The 14,931-nt window shown below is 60.8% G+C and carries 14 protein-coding genes; 9 read left to right on the top strand and 5 right to left on the bottom strand.

Going from position 1 to position 14,931, the window contains the following annotated elements; all coding sequences use genetic code 11:
• Positions 1 to 261 precede the first annotated feature (261 nt).
• The 5 genes from CLU93_RS00955 to CLU93_RS00935 all read left to right on the top strand — a co-directional run bounded on the left by CLU93_RS00955 (position 262) and on the right by CLU93_RS00935 (position 6,087).
• Positions 262 to 1,575 (top strand): maltoporin, encoded by a 1,314-nt coding sequence (locus CLU93_RS00955; protein ID WP_099759621.1) that lies wholly within the window; start codon positions 262 to 264, stop codon positions 1,573 to 1,575.
• Positions 1,576 to 1,844: 269 nt separating this feature from the next.
• Entirely contained in the window at positions 1,845 to 3,098 is a 1,254-nt protein-coding gene (locus CLU93_RS00950) for an ABC transporter substrate-binding protein (RefSeq protein WP_099759620.1), read from the top strand.
• Between the two features lie 113 nt (positions 3,099 to 3,211).
• On the top strand, positions 3,212 to 4,096 hold the full coding sequence (locus CLU93_RS00945; RefSeq protein WP_071077887.1) for a carbohydrate ABC transporter permease: 885 nt from the start codon (positions 3,212 to 3,214) through the stop codon (positions 4,094 to 4,096).
• The gene (locus CLU93_RS00940) at positions 4,093 to 4,968 is read left to right on the top strand and encodes a carbohydrate ABC transporter permease (RefSeq protein WP_071077886.1); all 876 of its coding nucleotides are present in this window, start codon (positions 4,093 to 4,095) and stop codon (positions 4,966 to 4,968) included. Before CLU93_RS00945 ends, CLU93_RS00940 begins: the two co-directional genes overlap by 4 nt.
• A 9-nt stretch (positions 4,969 to 4,977) precedes the next feature.
• Positions 4,978 to 6,087, top strand: coding sequence for an ABC transporter ATP-binding protein (locus CLU93_RS00935; protein ID WP_096234991.1), 1,110 nt, complete (start codon positions 4,978 to 4,980; stop codon positions 6,085 to 6,087).
• Positions 6,088 to 6,160: 73 nt separating this feature from the next.
• On the opposite strand, the gene CLU93_RS00930 is transcribed toward CLU93_RS00935, so the two are convergent.
• Positions 6,161 to 7,189: a ParB/Srx family N-terminal domain-containing protein gene (locus tag CLU93_RS00930; protein ID WP_099759619.1), complete on the bottom strand. Its 1,029-nt coding sequence runs from the start codon at positions 7,187 to 7,189 to the stop codon at positions 6,161 to 6,163.
• 20 nt (positions 7,190 to 7,209) lie between these two features.
• Positions 7,210 to 8,445, bottom strand: a complete 1,236-nt coding sequence (locus tag CLU93_RS00925; protein ID WP_180287774.1) for a hypothetical protein — start codon at positions 8,443 to 8,445, stop codon at positions 7,210 to 7,212.
• A 219-nt stretch (positions 8,446 to 8,664) separates the two neighbouring features.
• Between CLU93_RS00925 and CLU93_RS00920 the strand changes: the two genes are divergently transcribed.
• Both CLU93_RS00920 and CLU93_RS00915 read left to right on the top strand, forming a co-directional pair.
• Complete coding sequence (locus tag CLU93_RS00920; RefSeq protein ID WP_441326501.1) at positions 8,665 to 9,030, top strand: type II toxin-antitoxin system RelE/ParE family toxin; 366 nt, start codon at positions 8,665 to 8,667, stop codon at positions 9,028 to 9,030.
• On the top strand, positions 8,987 to 9,334 hold the full coding sequence (locus CLU93_RS00915; protein ID WP_099759618.1) for a helix-turn-helix domain-containing transcriptional regulator: 348 nt from the start codon (positions 8,987 to 8,989) through the stop codon (positions 9,332 to 9,334). Before CLU93_RS00920 ends, CLU93_RS00915 begins: the two co-directional genes overlap by 44 nt.
• Positions 9,335 to 9,349: 15 nt before the next feature.
• Here the strand turns inward: CLU93_RS00915 and CLU93_RS00910 are convergent, their stop codons facing one another.
• Genes CLU93_RS00910 through CLU93_RS00900 form a run of 3 tightly spaced genes read right to left on the bottom strand, consistent with a single transcriptional unit; the run spans position 9,350 to position 12,246 of the window.
• On the bottom strand, positions 9,350 to 10,372 hold the full coding sequence (locus CLU93_RS00910) for a Gfo/Idh/MocA family oxidoreductase (RefSeq protein WP_099759617.1): 1,023 nt from the start codon (positions 10,370 to 10,372) through the stop codon (positions 9,350 to 9,352).
• A 28-nt stretch (positions 10,373 to 10,400) separates the two neighbouring features.
• Positions 10,401 to 11,387, bottom strand: a complete 987-nt coding sequence (gene iolG / locus CLU93_RS00905; protein ID WP_099759616.1) for an inositol 2-dehydrogenase — start codon at positions 11,385 to 11,387, stop codon at positions 10,401 to 10,403.
• A complete protein-coding gene (locus CLU93_RS00900; RefSeq protein ID WP_099759615.1) occupies positions 11,380 to 12,246 on the bottom strand; it encodes a MurR/RpiR family transcriptional regulator in 867 nt (288 codons plus the stop codon). Before CLU93_RS00900 ends, iolG begins: the two co-directional genes overlap by 8 nt.
• 260 nt (positions 12,247 to 12,506) lie before the next feature.
• Between CLU93_RS00900 and CLU93_RS00895 the strand changes: the two genes are divergently transcribed.
• Together CLU93_RS00895 and CLU93_RS00890 are read left to right on the top strand one after the other, a co-directional pair.
• Positions 12,507 to 13,511, top strand: coding sequence for a sugar ABC transporter substrate-binding protein (locus tag CLU93_RS00895; protein WP_096238433.1), 1,005 nt, complete (start codon positions 12,507 to 12,509; stop codon positions 13,509 to 13,511).
• Between the two features lie 295 nt (positions 13,512 to 13,806).
• Positions 13,807 to 14,928 carry an ABC transporter permease gene (locus tag CLU93_RS00890; RefSeq protein ID WP_099764169.1) on the top strand — a complete coding sequence of 374 codons (1,122 nt, stop codon included), beginning with the start codon at positions 13,807 to 13,809 and terminating at the stop codon, positions 14,926 to 14,928.
• Positions 14,929 to 14,931 lie beyond the last annotated feature (3 nt).

The following is a 14,931-nucleotide window of genomic DNA, read 5'->3' as shown; positions in this document are numbered from 1 at the left end:
CGTGCCGCGTGCCGAAAAATGCAGGGTGCCTGCGCAAATGCCTGCATGCAGCGCCAGAAACGCTGGCGCCAGCGGAAAAACAGGGCAGTCAACTCGCACATCAGTACGCAAATAAAGTGTCGCAGAGTAGTCGTAGGATTACAACATAATATGTTGATATTTGTTCGTAGTATAGTTACTATGTCCCTGCTGGAAAGAATTCTGGCCAGTACATTCGGCCACGAATGACTAGATAAAAAATAACTACTGAGGAGACTTACCATGCTGCATCGCACCATGTTGAAGGCCGTGTTGAAAACGCTGCCAGCTGCCATCGTCTTAGCCATCGCCAGCGGTTCCGCTGTCGCCGATCCAATGTATCCATCCGACGCCGAAGGCTTCCACGGCTACCTGCGCGCCGGCGCCGGCAGCAATACGTCGGGCGACGGCGGTTCGCAAGGCTGCTTCGGCCTGGGTGGCAATACCATGAAATACCGTCTGGGCAATGAGTGCGACGCCTACACGGAATTCGGCTACACCAAGTCCGTCGCCAAGTCCGGCGGCGTGAACTACCTGGCCACCATCTGGGTCAACGCCTACGCGCCAAACTCCGATTTCGGCGACAACAAACTGGGCATCGTCAAGGCCTACGTCGAAGCGCAGGGACTCGATTTCCTGAACGGCGGCACGGCCTGGGTCGGTAAACGCTTCTACTACCGTCCTGACATCCACATGCTGGATCTGCAATACATCAACATGAACGGCACGGGCGCCGGCCTGGACCGCATTCCTGCCGGTCCGGGCAAATTCTCCTACGCCTTCTTCAAGGACAACGACATCGTCCAGCGCGATGACGACAAAGGTTCGCGCAGCGGCGTACCGAATGCCTACCTGGGTACCAAGTCTGCCGTGCGCCAGAACTTCATCTACGGCGAAATTCCCGTCAATGAAAACGGCACCCTGGACCTGGCCGCGACCTACATCATCGGCGAAGGCAAGGATGACGCCATTCTGGGCAAGCGCAATAACGGCTGGCAACTGTCGGCCTTCCACCGTCAAGGTAAAGTGTTCGGCGGCGGCAACACCTTTGGCGTGCAGTACGGCGTCGGTCCTGGCACCGGCAATGGCGCGCAGTTCGGCGCGTCGGGCGACACCAATTTCGGTTCGGACGTGAAACGCACGCGCATCTTCAATGACATGGCGATCCAGCCGATGGCCAATTTCGGCATGGAATTCGTCGCTCTGTGGCAAAAAGACGAGTCGAACGCCAAAGGTTCCTCGACCTGGACCTCGGTCGGCGTGCGTCCTGTGTATGCATTCACCGACAACTTCAAGCTGGTGGGCGAACTGGGCACGGACAGAGTGACGCAATCGGGCGGCCAACCGGCCAAGCGCCTGACCAAGCTGACCATCGCGCCGACGATCTCGGCCGGTCCTGGCCTGTGGTCGCGTCCTGAACTGCGCGCTTTTGTTACCTACGGCAAATGGAACGATGCGGCCACCGCCTCGGTCAATGCGTCGAACAACGGCGGCCCGATCTACAACAACAATACCAGCGGCACGTCGTACGGCTTCCAAGTCGAAACCTGGTTCTAAACACCGAACAAAACGGTTTTGTTCAGTGTTGATGTTTGTAAGTGCAGATCAACCTGGCGCATCCTTCGCGGATGCGTTTTTGGCGCCGTCCCGTGATATAAATACGATGTAAGCATGTCATGGATCACGGCGCCGTCTTTTCACTGAAGATGATGCCCGTTTGCAAGCGGGTCTGAGCACAAGAGCGCCGGTACAGGCGCAGATTTCACCTTTTTCGGCCCCCGTATGCCGAAGCCCCCTAAAAGCTTGATCAAAAAAGGAATGTGGAGATGAAACTGAAATTCAAGATTACCCAACTGGCCGCACTGACCACCCTGGCATTTGCCGGCAGCGCCTTTGCGACCGACGTGGAAGTGTTGCACTACTGGACCTCCGGCGGCGAAGCGAAGTCCGTGGGCCAGTTGCAGCAAATCGTGAAAGAAAGCGGCTTCGGCTGGAAAGACTTCGCCGTGGCTGGTGGCGCTGGCGAAAACGCCGCGACCGCGCTGAAAACCCGCGTCATTTCCGGCAACCCGCCAACGGCCGCCCAGATCAAGGGTCCATCGATCCAGGAGTGGGGCGCCGAAGGCGTGCTGGCCAACATCGATGATGCCGCCGTTCCAGGCAAATGGGATGCCGTGCTGCCGAAAGTCGTCGCCGACATCATGAAATACAAAGGTCACTACGTTGCCGCTCCCGTCAACGTCCACCGCGTCAACTGGATGTGGGTCAATCCGGAAGTGCTGAAAAAAGCCGGCGTGGCCACCACCCCGACCACCTGGGATGCGTTCTTCGACGCGGCCGAGAAAATCAAGAAATCGGGCGGCATCGCGATTGCCCACGGCGGCCAGCCTTGGCAGGACGCCACCGTGTTTGAATCGGTCGCGCTGGGCGTGGGCGGCACGGAATTCTACAAAAAGGCCATCCTCAAGCTGGACCAGAAGGAATTGACCGGCCCGACCATGCTCAAGGTGTTCGACACCCTGGGCAAGGTGAAGACCTACATCGACAAGGATGCGGCCGGCCGCGACTGGAACCTGGCTACCGCCATGGTCATCAACAACAAGGCCGGCTTCCAGTTCATGGGTGACTGGGCCAAGGGCGAGTTCACGGCCGCCGGCAAGGTGCCGGGCAAGGACTACCTGTGCGTGGCAGCGCCTGGCACGGACAAGGCTTACACCTTCAACATCGATTCGTTTGCCATGTTCACGCAAAAGGATGCGAATGCGAAGAAAGGGCAGATCGCCCTGGCCAACGCCATCATGAATCCGAAGTTCCAGTCGATCTTCAACCTGAACAAGGGTTCCATCCCCGTGCGTTCCGGCGTATCGAAGGACAAGTTTGACGCTTGCGCCCTGAAATCGATGGAAGACATGGACGCCACCAACAAGACCGGCGGCCTGGTGCCATCGTTCGCGCACGGCATGGCGCTGCCATCGGCCACGCAAGGCGCCGTCACCGACGTCATCGCCAAGTTCATGAATACCAACATGAGCTCGAAAGACGCGGTTGCAGCCTTGGCCAAAGCGGCAAAAGTGAAGTAATCACGCCGGCGCCGGCACTCCCGCCGGCGCCCGCTGCATCGCATGCATCGCAGGCGCCCGCCCTGGTGTTCATCCAGGCCGGCGCCACACGCAGTTCTCTCTACGGCTCTCCTATGTCCATACGCAAGCAATTCGACCGATGGATACCGCAGATGGTGCTGGGCCCCACGCTCATCGCCAGTCTGCTATTCGTCTATGGTTTTATCTTTTTGACCGGTTGGCTGTCGCTGACCGAATCGCGGCTGATGCCGAACTACGAGTTCGCCGGCCTGGTGCAATACGTCGAGCTGTTCGACAATGAGCGCTGGTGGACCTCGCTCAAGAACCTCGGCATCTTCGGTGTCCTGTTCATCGGTTGCAGCATCGCCATCGGCCTGTTCCTGGCGATCCTGCTGGACCAGAAAATCCGCGCCGAAGGCGCGCTGCGCGCCATCTACCTGTATCCGATGGCGCTGTCCTTCATCGTCACCGGCACGGCCTGGAAATGGATGCTCAATCCCAGCCTGGGCCTGGAAAAGGTCATGCACGACTGGGGCTGGACCTCGTTCACCTTCGACTGGCTGGTGAACTCCGACATGGCCATCTACACGGTGGTGATCGCCGGCGTGTGGCAATCGTCGGGCTTCGTCATGGCTTTGTTCCTGGCCGGCCTGCGCGGCATCGATGATGAAATCATCAAGGCGGCGCAAGTCGACGGCGCCTCGCTGCCGACGATCTACTGGCGCATCGTGATTCCCGCCATGCGGCCCGTGTTCTTCAGCGTGCTGCTGATCCTGGCGCATATCGCCATCAAGAGCTTCGACCTGGTCATCGCACTGACGGCTGGCGGACCTGGCAACTCGTCGTCCGTGCCGGCCATCTTCATGTACCAGTTTTCCTTCACCCGCGGCCAGCTGGGCCTGGGCTCGGCATCGGCAATGATGATGCTGGCCACCATCGTGGCCGTTCTCGTGCCGCTGATGTACCTGGAAACGCGCAGCGCAAAGGCGATGAGATGACACACACTCCTACACGTAACAACAAACTCACTCTGGGACGGGTGGTGTTGTACCTGCTGCTGATTCTGTTCGCGGTGTACTACATCGTGCCCCTGTACGTGACCCTGTCGACGTCGTTCAAGTCGCTCGATGAAATCCGCAGCGGCAACCTGCTGGCCTTGCCGCACGTATGGCAATTCGATTCCTGGTCCAAGGCCTGGTCTTCGGCCTGCACCGGCGTCACTTGCGACGGCATGCAGCCGTTCTTCTGGAACTCGATCAAGATGGTGATACCCGCCGTGCTGATCTCGACCTTCCTGGGCGCCTTCAACGGCTACGTGTTCGCGCACTGGCGCTTCCGTGGTTCGGAAATGCTGTTCGCCGCCTTGCTGGTGGGCTGCTTCATTCCGTTCCAGGTAGTGATCTTGCCGATGGCGCGTTTGCTGGGCGAATTCGGCCTGGCCAACACCACCACGGGCCTGGTCTTCGTGCACGTGGTGTACGGCACGGCGTTCACGACCCTGTTCTTCCGTAACTACTACATCGGCGTGCCGGAAGAACTGATCAAGGCGGCGCGCATCGATGGCGCCGGCTTCTTCCTGATCTTCCGCAAGATCGTGCTGCCGATTTCGGGTCCGATTTTCGTCGTCTGCATCATCTGGCAGTTCACGCAGATCTGGAACGACTTCCTGTTCGGCATCGTCTTCGCCAGCGGCGATTCGCAACCGATCACGGTGGGCTTGAACAATCTGGTCAACACGTCCACGGGCGTGAAGGAATACAACGTCAACATGGCGGCCGCGGTAATTGCCGCGCTGCCTACCCTGCTGGTCTATCTGGTCGCAGGCCGATATTTTGTGCGCGGTCTGACCGCAGGCGCAGTCAAAGGTTAAGGAAATAATATGTCCAGTTTATCGATACGCGGTATCCGCAAGGTGTACACGAATGGCGTCGAAGTCCTGAAAGGCATCGACATCGAGATCAAGGATGGCCAGTTCCTGATCCTCGTCGGCGGCTCCGGCTCCGGCAAATCGACCTTGCTCAATATGGTGGCCGGCCTGGAAAGCGTCACCTCGGGCGAGATCCTCATCGACGGCAAGGTCGTCAACGACCTGCCGCCGAAGGACCGCGACATCGCCATGGTGTTCCAGTCGTATGCGCTGTATCCGTCGATGACGGTGCGCGAAAACATCGCGTTTGGCCTGAACGTGAAAAAGGTGCCAAAGGCGGAGCAGGAAGAAATCGTCGCCCGCGTCGCCGAAACGCTGCAGATCACGCACTTGCTGGACCGCCGTCCGGCGCAGCTGTCGGGTGGCCAGCGCCAGCGCGTGGCCATGGGCCGCGCCATTTCGCGCAAACCTTCGCTGTTCCTGTTCGACGAACCGCTGTCGAACCTGGACGCCAAGCTGCGCGTGGAAATGCGCGCCGAGATCAAGCTGCTGCACCAGCGCCTGAAAGCGACCATCGTCTACGTCACGCATGACCAGATCGAAGCGATGACCATGGGTGACCTGATCGCCGTCATGAAGGATGGGGTAGTGCAGCAACTGGGCACGCCGCAGGAGATCTACGACAATCCGGCGAATCTGTTCGTGGCCGGCTTCATCGGCTCGCCATCGATGAATTTCATTACCGTCAAGCCTGTCATCGAGGGTAACGAGGTATTTGTCGCCATCGACAACGCGGGCAAGAGCATGCGCCTGGCCTTGCCTTTCGACGCCGACAAGCTGCGCGCCTACGCGGGCCGCGAGGTGGTCCTGGGCGTGCGTCCGGAACAGATCACGGACATGAGCAGCGCGCACGGCGACGTGGGCCAGGAACTCGGTTGTCTGATCGACCTGGTTGAGCCGACCGGTCCGGATACCCTGCTGACGACGCGCCTGAACGGCGCGGCCGTGACGTGCCGCACGCACCCGCGCGAAGCCGTGCTGCCGGGGCAGACCATGCAGTTGTCGTTCAATCTGTCGAAAGCGGCCATGTTTGATCCGGCCAATGGCGAACGCATCGCGTAAGCGGCACACCTGCCATAGATAACGGCCCGCCTGTCAGCTGACAGGCGGGCCGTTGTTGTTTGCGCCGGCGCGATTACTGCACCAGCGATTTTCTGTATGCGATGGCGTAGCCCAGCTTGCCTTTGTTCTGCGTCAATTCGTCCAGCGTTTCGCGCTCGACCTTGTCCAGTGCGCCCAGGTCAGCGGCGCGCTTGCCGCCGCTGACGATGTCATCGGGCCGCAGCGCCACCATGGCCTGCGCCGCTTGCAGGATGACGCCGGCATACGCGGCGCGATCAAGCAGGTCGATGCGCGCCAGGTCCAGCGCCGGTTTGTCGCGCAGCCAGCCGGCCCAGTAAAATTCGAGAAATTCCGTGGCCTGGGCGGGCGGCTGGTAGCCGATCTCGCGCGTAAAGTAGACGAGCGAGCGGTACGGGTCGTCGCCCAGCGCCGCCAGGCCGATGGCGGGTGGCAGCTGCTGCGGCGTGATGGCCTGGTTGCGGCCGTTCTTCAGCCATACCTTGTTTTCTGCGCGCATGCGCGTCCAGAACGCCGCTTCGCCCAGCGCGCTGAAATTGTCGCTGACCTTGACCCACACCTTCAATTGATGATTGCGCCCGCCATCGGCCTCCCAAAAGGTGGAAAACGTGTGGTGGCCATCGGTCAGGTACACGACGCCGCGCGGGCCGATGACGACGCTCTTCATGTCGGCCGGGCGGCTGCCCACGGCCGCCTTGCAGCGGTAGCCGGCCGGTGGCGCGGCCAGGCTGGCACCAGGCACATTGGCCGTGTTGGGCAAGACATCGCCCTGGCCATTGGCCTCGCACAGGTCGGCGAATTTCTTCGGCCTGGCGATGTCGGCGATGTGTTTTTCTTCGGCCGCATAGCGTCCCAGTTTGTAGTACACCTGGTCGTAGCCGATCGCGGGCTGGGTCGGACGCAGTTCATCGAGGCGCACCTGCAGGATGCGCGGATGGGCGGCGCTGCCCACCACGGTATTGATCAAGGCCTGCTGGCGCGCGTTGAGTGGCGGTGCGGTGGCGACGGCGGCATCTTTGGCCCATGCCGCATGGCTGAAGAACAGGGCCAGCAGCAGGGCGCTGGCAGTGTGCGTGGTGTGCATGCGACTCTCCTGTGCGCGCCTCATGCCAGCAGCGCGCTGGGCACGCGCGGCGAGGACATCAAATCGCGGAAGGCGGCCCAGTGCTCGGCGCGCGTACTGCCCTGGCGTTCGACATAGGCTTTCGCCATGTCCTGGCCCAGGTTGTAGTTGATGACATAAGCACCCATGGCATCGTAGAACTGCAGGCGCTGCGCCGATTTCTCGGCCGGATACAGGCGCACATTGACCAGCCATTCCAGCGCTTCTTCGCGCGTGATGCTGCCTTCGAGGTACTGGCGCGCGATGTCGTTGTCGGCGTAGCCGAGTTTGGCCAGCAGCGCATTGAGTTGCGCATAGCGGGGCGCCAGCGCCGGGTCCAGGCCAGCCAGCGGGTACAGCACCTGCTGCTCGAAATTCAGTCGTTCCGCATCCGTAAAACTCAGTTCGATGCCGTAATTGGCCGTGCCTTCGGCGATCAGCGATTGGGGCGAATACAGCGGATAAATACAGTACTCCATCCAGCCCTTGCCGCGCACCAGGTCGCGCTCGAGCAGCACGTTGTAGACGTGGTGGCCCGGATACGCTTCGTGGCAACCGAGGTCGACGGCGCGATCGATATACACGGGCAAGTCCGTATTGATCTGGATCACGCTCTGGTAGTTGCCCTTGTACCAGTTGTAGCCGCTCCATGGCTTGTCGCTGACGAATTCCAGCACGAAATCTTCGCCTTCCGGCAGGGCGATGTACGGCAGGGTGCGTTCGCGGCCCGCGCGGATGGCCGCCTGCATGACGGCGCGCAGCTTGTCGGCGGGAATGACGAGTTGCGCACGAAAGGCGTTGACCCTGTCGCTGACTGTGCCCTCGCCGGGCAGCAAGGCGTCGATTTCCGCCACCAGTGCCTCGTACCATGCGCGGCTGTGGTGGGGCGAGACGGCATCGTACAGGCGCGCGCTTTCCGTATCGAAATCGAGGCGTGATCCCTGCAGCATGTCGGCCTTGGCCAGTACGGCTTGCAACTGCTTGCGCAGGTTGACGGCGCGCAGGCAATGTTGGCCCGCCAGCAGGGCCAGCGCCGCGTTTGCGCCATCCTGGATATCGCTCAAACTCTGTGGCTGTTCGACCGCTTGCTGCTGCCAGGCGGGCGGGCCGTAGTACGCATCCACATACGATGCGTCGTGCCGGCCCATGGCCAGGACTAGCTTGACGTAGCGTTCGGCCACGTGGGCGAGGGAAGGGGAGTTGCTGTCGTTGTGCGTCATGGCGGCAGGGTTTTTCACGGTTGGACAGCGTTTATTGTATAGCGCAATCGGATGCATGTGAGGCGTGTACGCGCCACATGATTTCTCTACAGTAACTGGGGAAACGTATCTTGATATACATCAGTGATCCCGGTATTCGGCACCTGCGTCACGCGGTTTGGTCGCAAGATGGCGTGGTCTTCTTTTTTTCGAACTTGCGTGATTTTCTCCTTGATCTTTCTTCGTTTATGGACGAATATGATGTATGAGATCCGGCACTATCTGACGTCATCGGGCAGGGATTTATATACGGAATGGCTGAAACGCCAGCGCGACAATACGGCCAGGGTGGCCATCGTGCGGCGCGTACTGCGTATGATTCCCGGAAATTTTGGCGATCACAAGTTTTGCCACGACGGCGTGTGGGAATTGCGCATCGATGTGGGTGCAGGCTACCGTATTTACTACGCCATTGCCGGGGAACAGATCATTTTATTGCTGTGCGGAGGCGACAAGCGCACCCAACCGAAAGATATCGAGTACGCCTGTGCCTGCTGGCACGACTGGAAGGAGAGAGGACATGAAAGAGGAACTAAGCAAACCACCGAGAGACCGCTCGCATGACGCCGCGATGGCTGAGCTGTACCGCGACGATCCCGCCTTCGCCCTTGAATTGATCAACAATATCCTCGTCGATGGCGATCACGGCGAACTGCTGGCCGTGCTGCGCCAGCTGACGCGCGCCTTTGGCGGCGTGCCTGCCGTGGCGCAGGCGGCCAAGCTCAATCCTACCCAGCTGTACCGCACCTTGTCGCCCGATGGTAATCCGTCCTTGAGCACCTTGACGGCCATCCTCGACGCCATGGGCTTGCGCCTGGCCGTGGAACCCAAACAGCCCGAAAGTCCATTTCCTGCGCCGGCTGCCTGAGTCCCTGCCTGTGGCTTAAAACTCGACGGGCCTTGCCTCGCGCATCGCTTGCGTCATGGCCAGGCCGATGCGCGTCGCTTCCGTCGCATCGTGCAAGGTCAGTGACAGCGTGCGCCGGCCCAGTGCCGCATCCGTAAACTCCTGCGCCTCGATCAAAAAAGCGTCGGCGAAGCGTGCATAGAAGTCCGGCGTGCATTCATTGCGCACGCCATGCGCATCCGAGATTTCCACCCGGTTCAGGCGCGGATTGCTGCCCACGGCCAGGCGGCCGCCCGTGCCGAACACTTCCGTCAGGGTTTCATGGCCATGCGCCATGGTGCGCGAGGCCATGAAGCTGGCCATGCTGCCATCGCTAAACTCGACTGTTGCCAGGCCGTTGTCGACGTCGCCGAACGCCTGCAAGCCCGTGTGGATGGCGTTGGTGCCGCTCGCATACACGCGCTTGGGCACGGGATTGCCCAGCAGCCAGCGCGCCAGGTCGATGTCGTGCACGCTGCAGTCGAGGAAGATGCCGCCGCTGGTGGGGGCGAAGCGCATGAAGGCGCCGCTCGGGTCGTTCTGGTCACAGGTTTGCGAACGCACCAGATACGGCTTGCCGATGACACCCTGGGCGATCTTTTGCTGCGCGTCATGGTAGCTGGCGTCGAAACGCCGCACGAAGCCGATCATGATGGTCAGCTGCGGGTGGCGCGCCGCTTCCGCTTCCACCTTCAGGCAATCGGCCAGGTCCAGCGACAGCGGCTTTTCGCAAAATACATGCTTGCCTGCGCGCAGGGCGGCGATGATCTGGTCCGCATGCAGCGAGGTGGGCGTGACGAGAAACACGGCGTCCAGGCCCGGATGGGCCAGCAAGGCGTCGTAGTCGGCATAGCCGGTGGTGATGCCCAGTGTGCTGGCCGCCCAGTCCAGTTCGGCTGGCACGGGGCTGCAGGCGGCGACCACTTGCGCATTGGGCACGCGCTGCGCCAGGTTGATGGCGTGGCGCTGGCCCAGCCGGCCCAGGCCGACGATGCCGACTTTTAATGTTGGGGATGACATGCTGTCTCCAGATATTTTTATTATTGGTTTATAAAGTGACCACGCGCTGTTCGCGCCAGGACAGGGTCGCCGCTTCGGCCAGTTCCAGTGCCTTCAAGCCATCGTGCACGGTCGTGCGCAGCGGCGTGCCGTGGCTGAGGGCGTCAAAGAAGTGCGCCATTTCCTGCGCGTACGCCACGCGATAGCGTTCCAGGAAGAAGTCTTCCGGCTTGTCCACGCTGACGTTGATGGCGCCATATGCCGTCACCTCCGTCGGCTTGTGGTTGCCCGCCTGCAGCATGCCGGCGCTGCCCAGCACTTCGAAGCGCTGGTCGTAGCCGTAGGCGGCGCGGCGCGAGGCATTGATCTGGCACAAACGTCCTTTCGCCGTGCGGATGGTGACGACGGCCGTGTCCAGATCGCCCGCCTCGCCGATGGCTGGATCGACGAGGCAGCTGCCTGTGGCGTGCACGCTGACGGCTTCGTCGTCGAGTATCCAGCGGAAGATGTCGAAATCGTGGATCAGCATATCTTTGAAGATGCCGCCCGACACCTTGATGTAGCTGACCGGTGGCGGGCCAGGATCGCGGCTGGTCACAATGAGCAACTCCGGCGTGCCGATTTCGCCCGCCTCAATCCGTGTCTTGACGGCATTGAAAGTGGGGTCGTAGCGGCGCTGGAAGCCCAGCATGCACATGACCTTGGCTTCCTTGACGGCGGCGGCGCAGGCGCGCGCCCGGTCCAGTGTCAGGTCGACGGGTTTTTCGCAAAAGATAGCCTTGCCGGCGGCGGCCGAACGCAGGATCAGGTCCGCGTGGGTGTCCGTGCTGGACGCGATGACGACGGCCTTGACGGCCGGGTCGGCCAGCGCCGCTTCCACCGTGGCGCTGCTGCCACCATGCAAGCCGGCCAGCGCGGCGGCCGCTTCCTGGTTGACGTCGACTACGTACTTGAACTGCACGCCGGGTTGGGCAGCCAGGTTGGCTGCGTGGATTTTGCCGATGCGTCCGGCGCCGAACAACGCTACTTCAATCATCATGTTCTCCTGGGGTGTGGATTTCTTCGATGTCGAGCTCTAATTTATATGCCAGCGCGATGAACAGCGCCTGGCACAGGCAGATGGTGCTGGTCAGCGAGCGGAAGGCGAAGGCGCTGCCCTCGGTGACGGTGAGCAGCGCGTCGGCGGCCCGCGCGAGCGGGGCCAGTTTGCTGTCGGTAATCACCAGGACCTTGGCGCCCTTGTCTTGCGCCGCCTTGATGCACTGCTGGGTTTCCTTGCCGTAAGGCGAGAAACTGATGGCGATCGCCACATCGCGTTCGCGCACGCTGCGCATCTGTTCGCGGTGCATGCCGCCCAGTCCGCTAATCAGGTGCACACGCTTGTCCGTGTGTTCCAGCGCGTAGGCGATGTAGGAGGCGATCGGAAAGGACCGGCGCACGCCGATCACATAAATATTTTCTGCTTTTAACAGCAGATTGACGGCCGCTTCCAGCTGCGCGTCGTCGAGTCCTGCCGCCAGGTCGTCCAGGCCGGCACGGCTGGCGCCGACGAATTCGCGCGTCAGGTCGCCTGCGCTGAGGGCAGAGTCGCGTGTGGAAATGAGCTTGCGGATGCGCTGCTGGTAATCGGGCGTGGCGCCGGCCTGGTCCGTATAAGCCTGGCGGAACACATCCTGCATTTCGGAAAAGCCCGTGTAGCCGAAGCGCTGCGCGAAACGCACGATGGCGGACGGCTGCACGTCGCAAGCGGTGGCGATGTCGCTGATGCGTTCGAGCATCAGGCTGGCCCGGTGTTTTTCAATGTATTGGGCGATGACTTTCAACTGGCGCGACAGATTGTCGTACTCGGCAGCGATGTGTTGCATCAGTTGTTCGATGGGGGCGGTGGCTGCCATGTTGTTTCCTTTGGGCTGGTTCTGGCGAGAATTATAGGAGTGAATTCAGAAAATAGAAATGATTTTCTATTTAAATATATTTTGAAAATTTTATTGCATTTGTCTTTTTTGTGGCCTAAGCTGTGCGCAGTGCATCGGGTCTTGCCGGCTTTCCGGCTCCCCGTTGACACGCTTCAAAAGCTGGCAACTATAAAAATTAATCCTTCAAGGAGACATTCATGCAAAGCAATAAGCGTAAGGGATTTCTGAAGAGCCTGGCCATGCTGGGCCTCGGCCTGGGACTGGGTCTGGGCATGAACGCCAGCCACGCGGCGGGCGAGAAATTCGTGTTGATCAGCCATGCGCCCGATTCCGATTCCTGGTGGAATACGATCAAAAATTCCGTCAAGCAAGCAGGTGAAGACTTCAATGTCAGCGTCGACTACCGCAACCCGCCGAATGGCGACCTGGCTGACATGGCGCGCCTGGTCGAGCAATCGGCGGCCCGCAACTACGATGGCGTGATCGTCAGCATCGCCGACTTCAGCGTGCTGCAAAAACCGCTGGGCCTGGTGGCGGCGAAGAAAATCCCCTTCATCACGATCAACTCGGGCACCCTGGCGCAAAGCGAACAGCTGGGCGCCGTGATGCATGTGGGCCAGCCTGAATACGAGGCAGGCAAGGGCGCCGGCGAAAAAGCCAAGGCGGCCGGCATCAAGTCCTTCGTCTGCGTCAACCATTACGCGACGAATCCATCGTCGTTCGAGCGCTGCCGCGGTTTTGCCGATGCGATCGGCGTCGACTTCAAGGCCGCCACCCTGGACGCGGGCGAAGACCCGACCACCATCGAAAGCAAGCTGAGCGCCTTCCTGCGCAACAACCCGAAAACCCAGGCCGTGCTGGCGCTGGGCCCCACCTCGGCCCACGCTTCGCTCAAGGCGTTGGAGAAAATGGGTTTGAAGGGCAAGATGTGGTTCGCCACGTTCGACCTGTCCGATGAAATCTCGAAAGCGATCAAGGATGGCAGCATCCAGTTTGCCATCGACCAGCAACCCTACCTGCAAGGCTACATCCCCGTTGCCGTGCTGGCCATCATGAAGCAGGACAAGACCACGGACCTGGCCAAGGTACGTGAAAAGCTGATCAATAACGCCAAGTTCAAGGCGCGCCTGGCCGAATACGGCCTGGCACCATCGTATGGCCCGCGCCATATCGGTTCCGGTCCTGGGTATGTCACCAAGGACAATATCGGCAAGGTGGAAAAATACGCCGGCCAGTTCCGTTAAGCAGCCACTTTTCAATTCAATCAATACCTTACAACGCCTGACAAAACCGTAGCGAGCGGATGGGAGTTGTGGTTGAGAAGCGGAACTGTGCGAATGCACAGTGAGCATCGGAGACCGCAAATCGCGACGCGCAGTAGATTTTGACAGGTGTTCTTGGTTGTTGTCCCCGCGCGCAGGCCAAGCTTGCCGGCGCGCGGGTCCTGCCGCCCTGAAATTGTTGTCGAGGCTGGCAGGTTGCTATAAACAAGGGAGACATAGCATGAGTACCGTGAAATTCAGCGTGGAACAGGGCGGCATGGCCGCCTCGGGCACGCCGCCGCAAAAACAGGCTGCCGATGAGCGCGTGGGGCAGGTCAGTTGGCTCAAGCGGCTGTTCAGCCGTCCCGAGTTCGCCTCGATCTCGGGCGCCATCCTGGTGTTCGCCTTCTTCATCCTGACGGCCGGCGACTCTGGCATGTTCAACCTCGACGGCGTGATCAACTGGGCGCAAGTGGCCGCCTACCTGGGCATCATCGCCATCGGCGCCTGCGTGCTGATGATCGCCGGCGAATTCGACCTGTCGATCGGCTCCATGATCGGCTTTTCCGGCATGATGATCGCCATCCCTTCCGTGTATTTCCACTGGCCCGTGTGGGCTGCCATCCTGTTCGCCTTTGCCGGTTCGATGGCGCTGGGCTGGCTCAACGGCTACCTGGTCATCAAGACGCGCTTGCCGTCGTTTATCGTCACCCTGGCCTTCCTGTTCATCTTGCGCGGCCTGACCCTGGCCCTGTCCATCATGTTTGCCAACCGCACCATCGTCAGCGGCATCGGCGCGCTGGCCGCCGACGACTGGCTGGCCACGACCCTGTTCCATGGTGAAGTGGGCACCTCGCTGTTCGCCTGGATGGCCAAGGCGGGCTGGATCACGGCGCTTGACAATGGCGCGCCGCTGGTCAAGGGCATACCGAAAGTCATCGTCTGGTGGGCCGGCCTGGCGCTGGTGTCCGGCTTCGTCCTGGCTCGCACCCGCATCGGCAACTGGATCTTCGCCGTCGGCGGCGACGCCAACGCGGCCAAGAACGTGGGTGTGCCCGTGAAAACCATCAAGGTATCGCTGTTTGTCTTCACCGCCTTCTGCGCCTGCCTGTTTGCCACGCTGCAAGTATTTGACGTGGGATCGGCTGCCGCCGACCGCGGCATGCAAAAGGAATTCGAAGCCATCATCGCGGCCGTCATCGGCGGCGCCTTGCTGACGGGCGGCTACGGTTCCGTTGTCGGCGCCTGCTTCGGCGCGCTGATCTTTGGCGTGGTGCAGATCGGAATTACTTATACGAATATCAATTCGGACTGGTTCCGCGTCTTCCTCGGCGTCATGCTGCTGATCGCGGTACTGTTCAACAACTTTGTCCGTGCACGTGTCACGGAAGCGAGATAAGCC

Origin of the sequence: Janthinobacterium sp. 35, assembly GCF_002754575.1 — a bacterium.
In the GTDB taxonomy this organism is placed as follows: Bacteria; Pseudomonadota; Gammaproteobacteria; order Burkholderiales; family Burkholderiaceae_D; genus Janthinobacterium; species Janthinobacterium tructae.
The sequence above is the reverse complement of the archived record's forward strand: the minus strand, read 5'-3'. Positions and strand labels throughout refer to the sequence as shown.

Coding starts and splice junctions, on each gene's coding strand:
- CLU93_RS00950 (WP_099759620.1), top strand. CDS start 1,845: ATGAAACTGAAATTCAAGATTACCCAACTGGCCGCACTGACCACCCTG.
- CLU93_RS00920 (WP_441326501.1), top strand. CDS start 8,665: ATGATGTATGAGATCCGGCACTATCTGACGTCATCGGGCAGGGATTTA.
- CLU93_RS00900 (WP_099759615.1), bottom strand. CDS start 12,246: ATGGCAGCCACCGCCCCCATCGAACAACTGATGCAACACATCGCTGCC.
- CLU93_RS00935 (WP_096234991.1), top strand. CDS start 4,978: ATGTCCAGTTTATCGATACGCGGTATCCGCAAGGTGTACACGAATGGC.
- CLU93_RS00945 (WP_071077887.1), top strand. CDS start 3,212: ATGTCCATACGCAAGCAATTCGACCGATGGATACCGCAGATGGTGCTG.
- CLU93_RS00895 (WP_096238433.1), top strand. CDS start 12,507: ATGCTGGGCCTCGGCCTGGGACTGGGTCTGGGCATGAACGCCAGCCAC.
- CLU93_RS00955 (WP_099759621.1), top strand. CDS start 262: ATGCTGCATCGCACCATGTTGAAGGCCGTGTTGAAAACGCTGCCAGCT.
- iolG (WP_099759616.1), bottom strand. CDS start 11,387: ATGATTGAAGTAGCGTTGTTCGGCGCCGGACGCATCGGCAAAATCCAC.
- CLU93_RS00940 (WP_071077886.1), top strand. CDS start 4,093: ATGACACACACTCCTACACGTAACAACAAACTCACTCTGGGACGGGTG.
- CLU93_RS00890 (WP_099764169.1), top strand. CDS start 13,807: ATGGCCGCCTCGGGCACGCCGCCGCAAAAACAGGCTGCCGATGAGCGC.
- CLU93_RS00915 (WP_099759618.1), top strand. CDS start 8,987: ATGAAAGAGGAACTAAGCAAACCACCGAGAGACCGCTCGCATGACGCC.
- CLU93_RS00910 (WP_099759617.1), bottom strand. CDS start 10,372: ATGTCATCCCCAACATTAAAAGTCGGCATCGTCGGCCTGGGCCGGCTG.
- CLU93_RS00930 (WP_099759619.1), bottom strand. CDS start 7,189: ATGCACACCACGCACACTGCCAGCGCCCTGCTGCTGGCCCTGTTCTTC.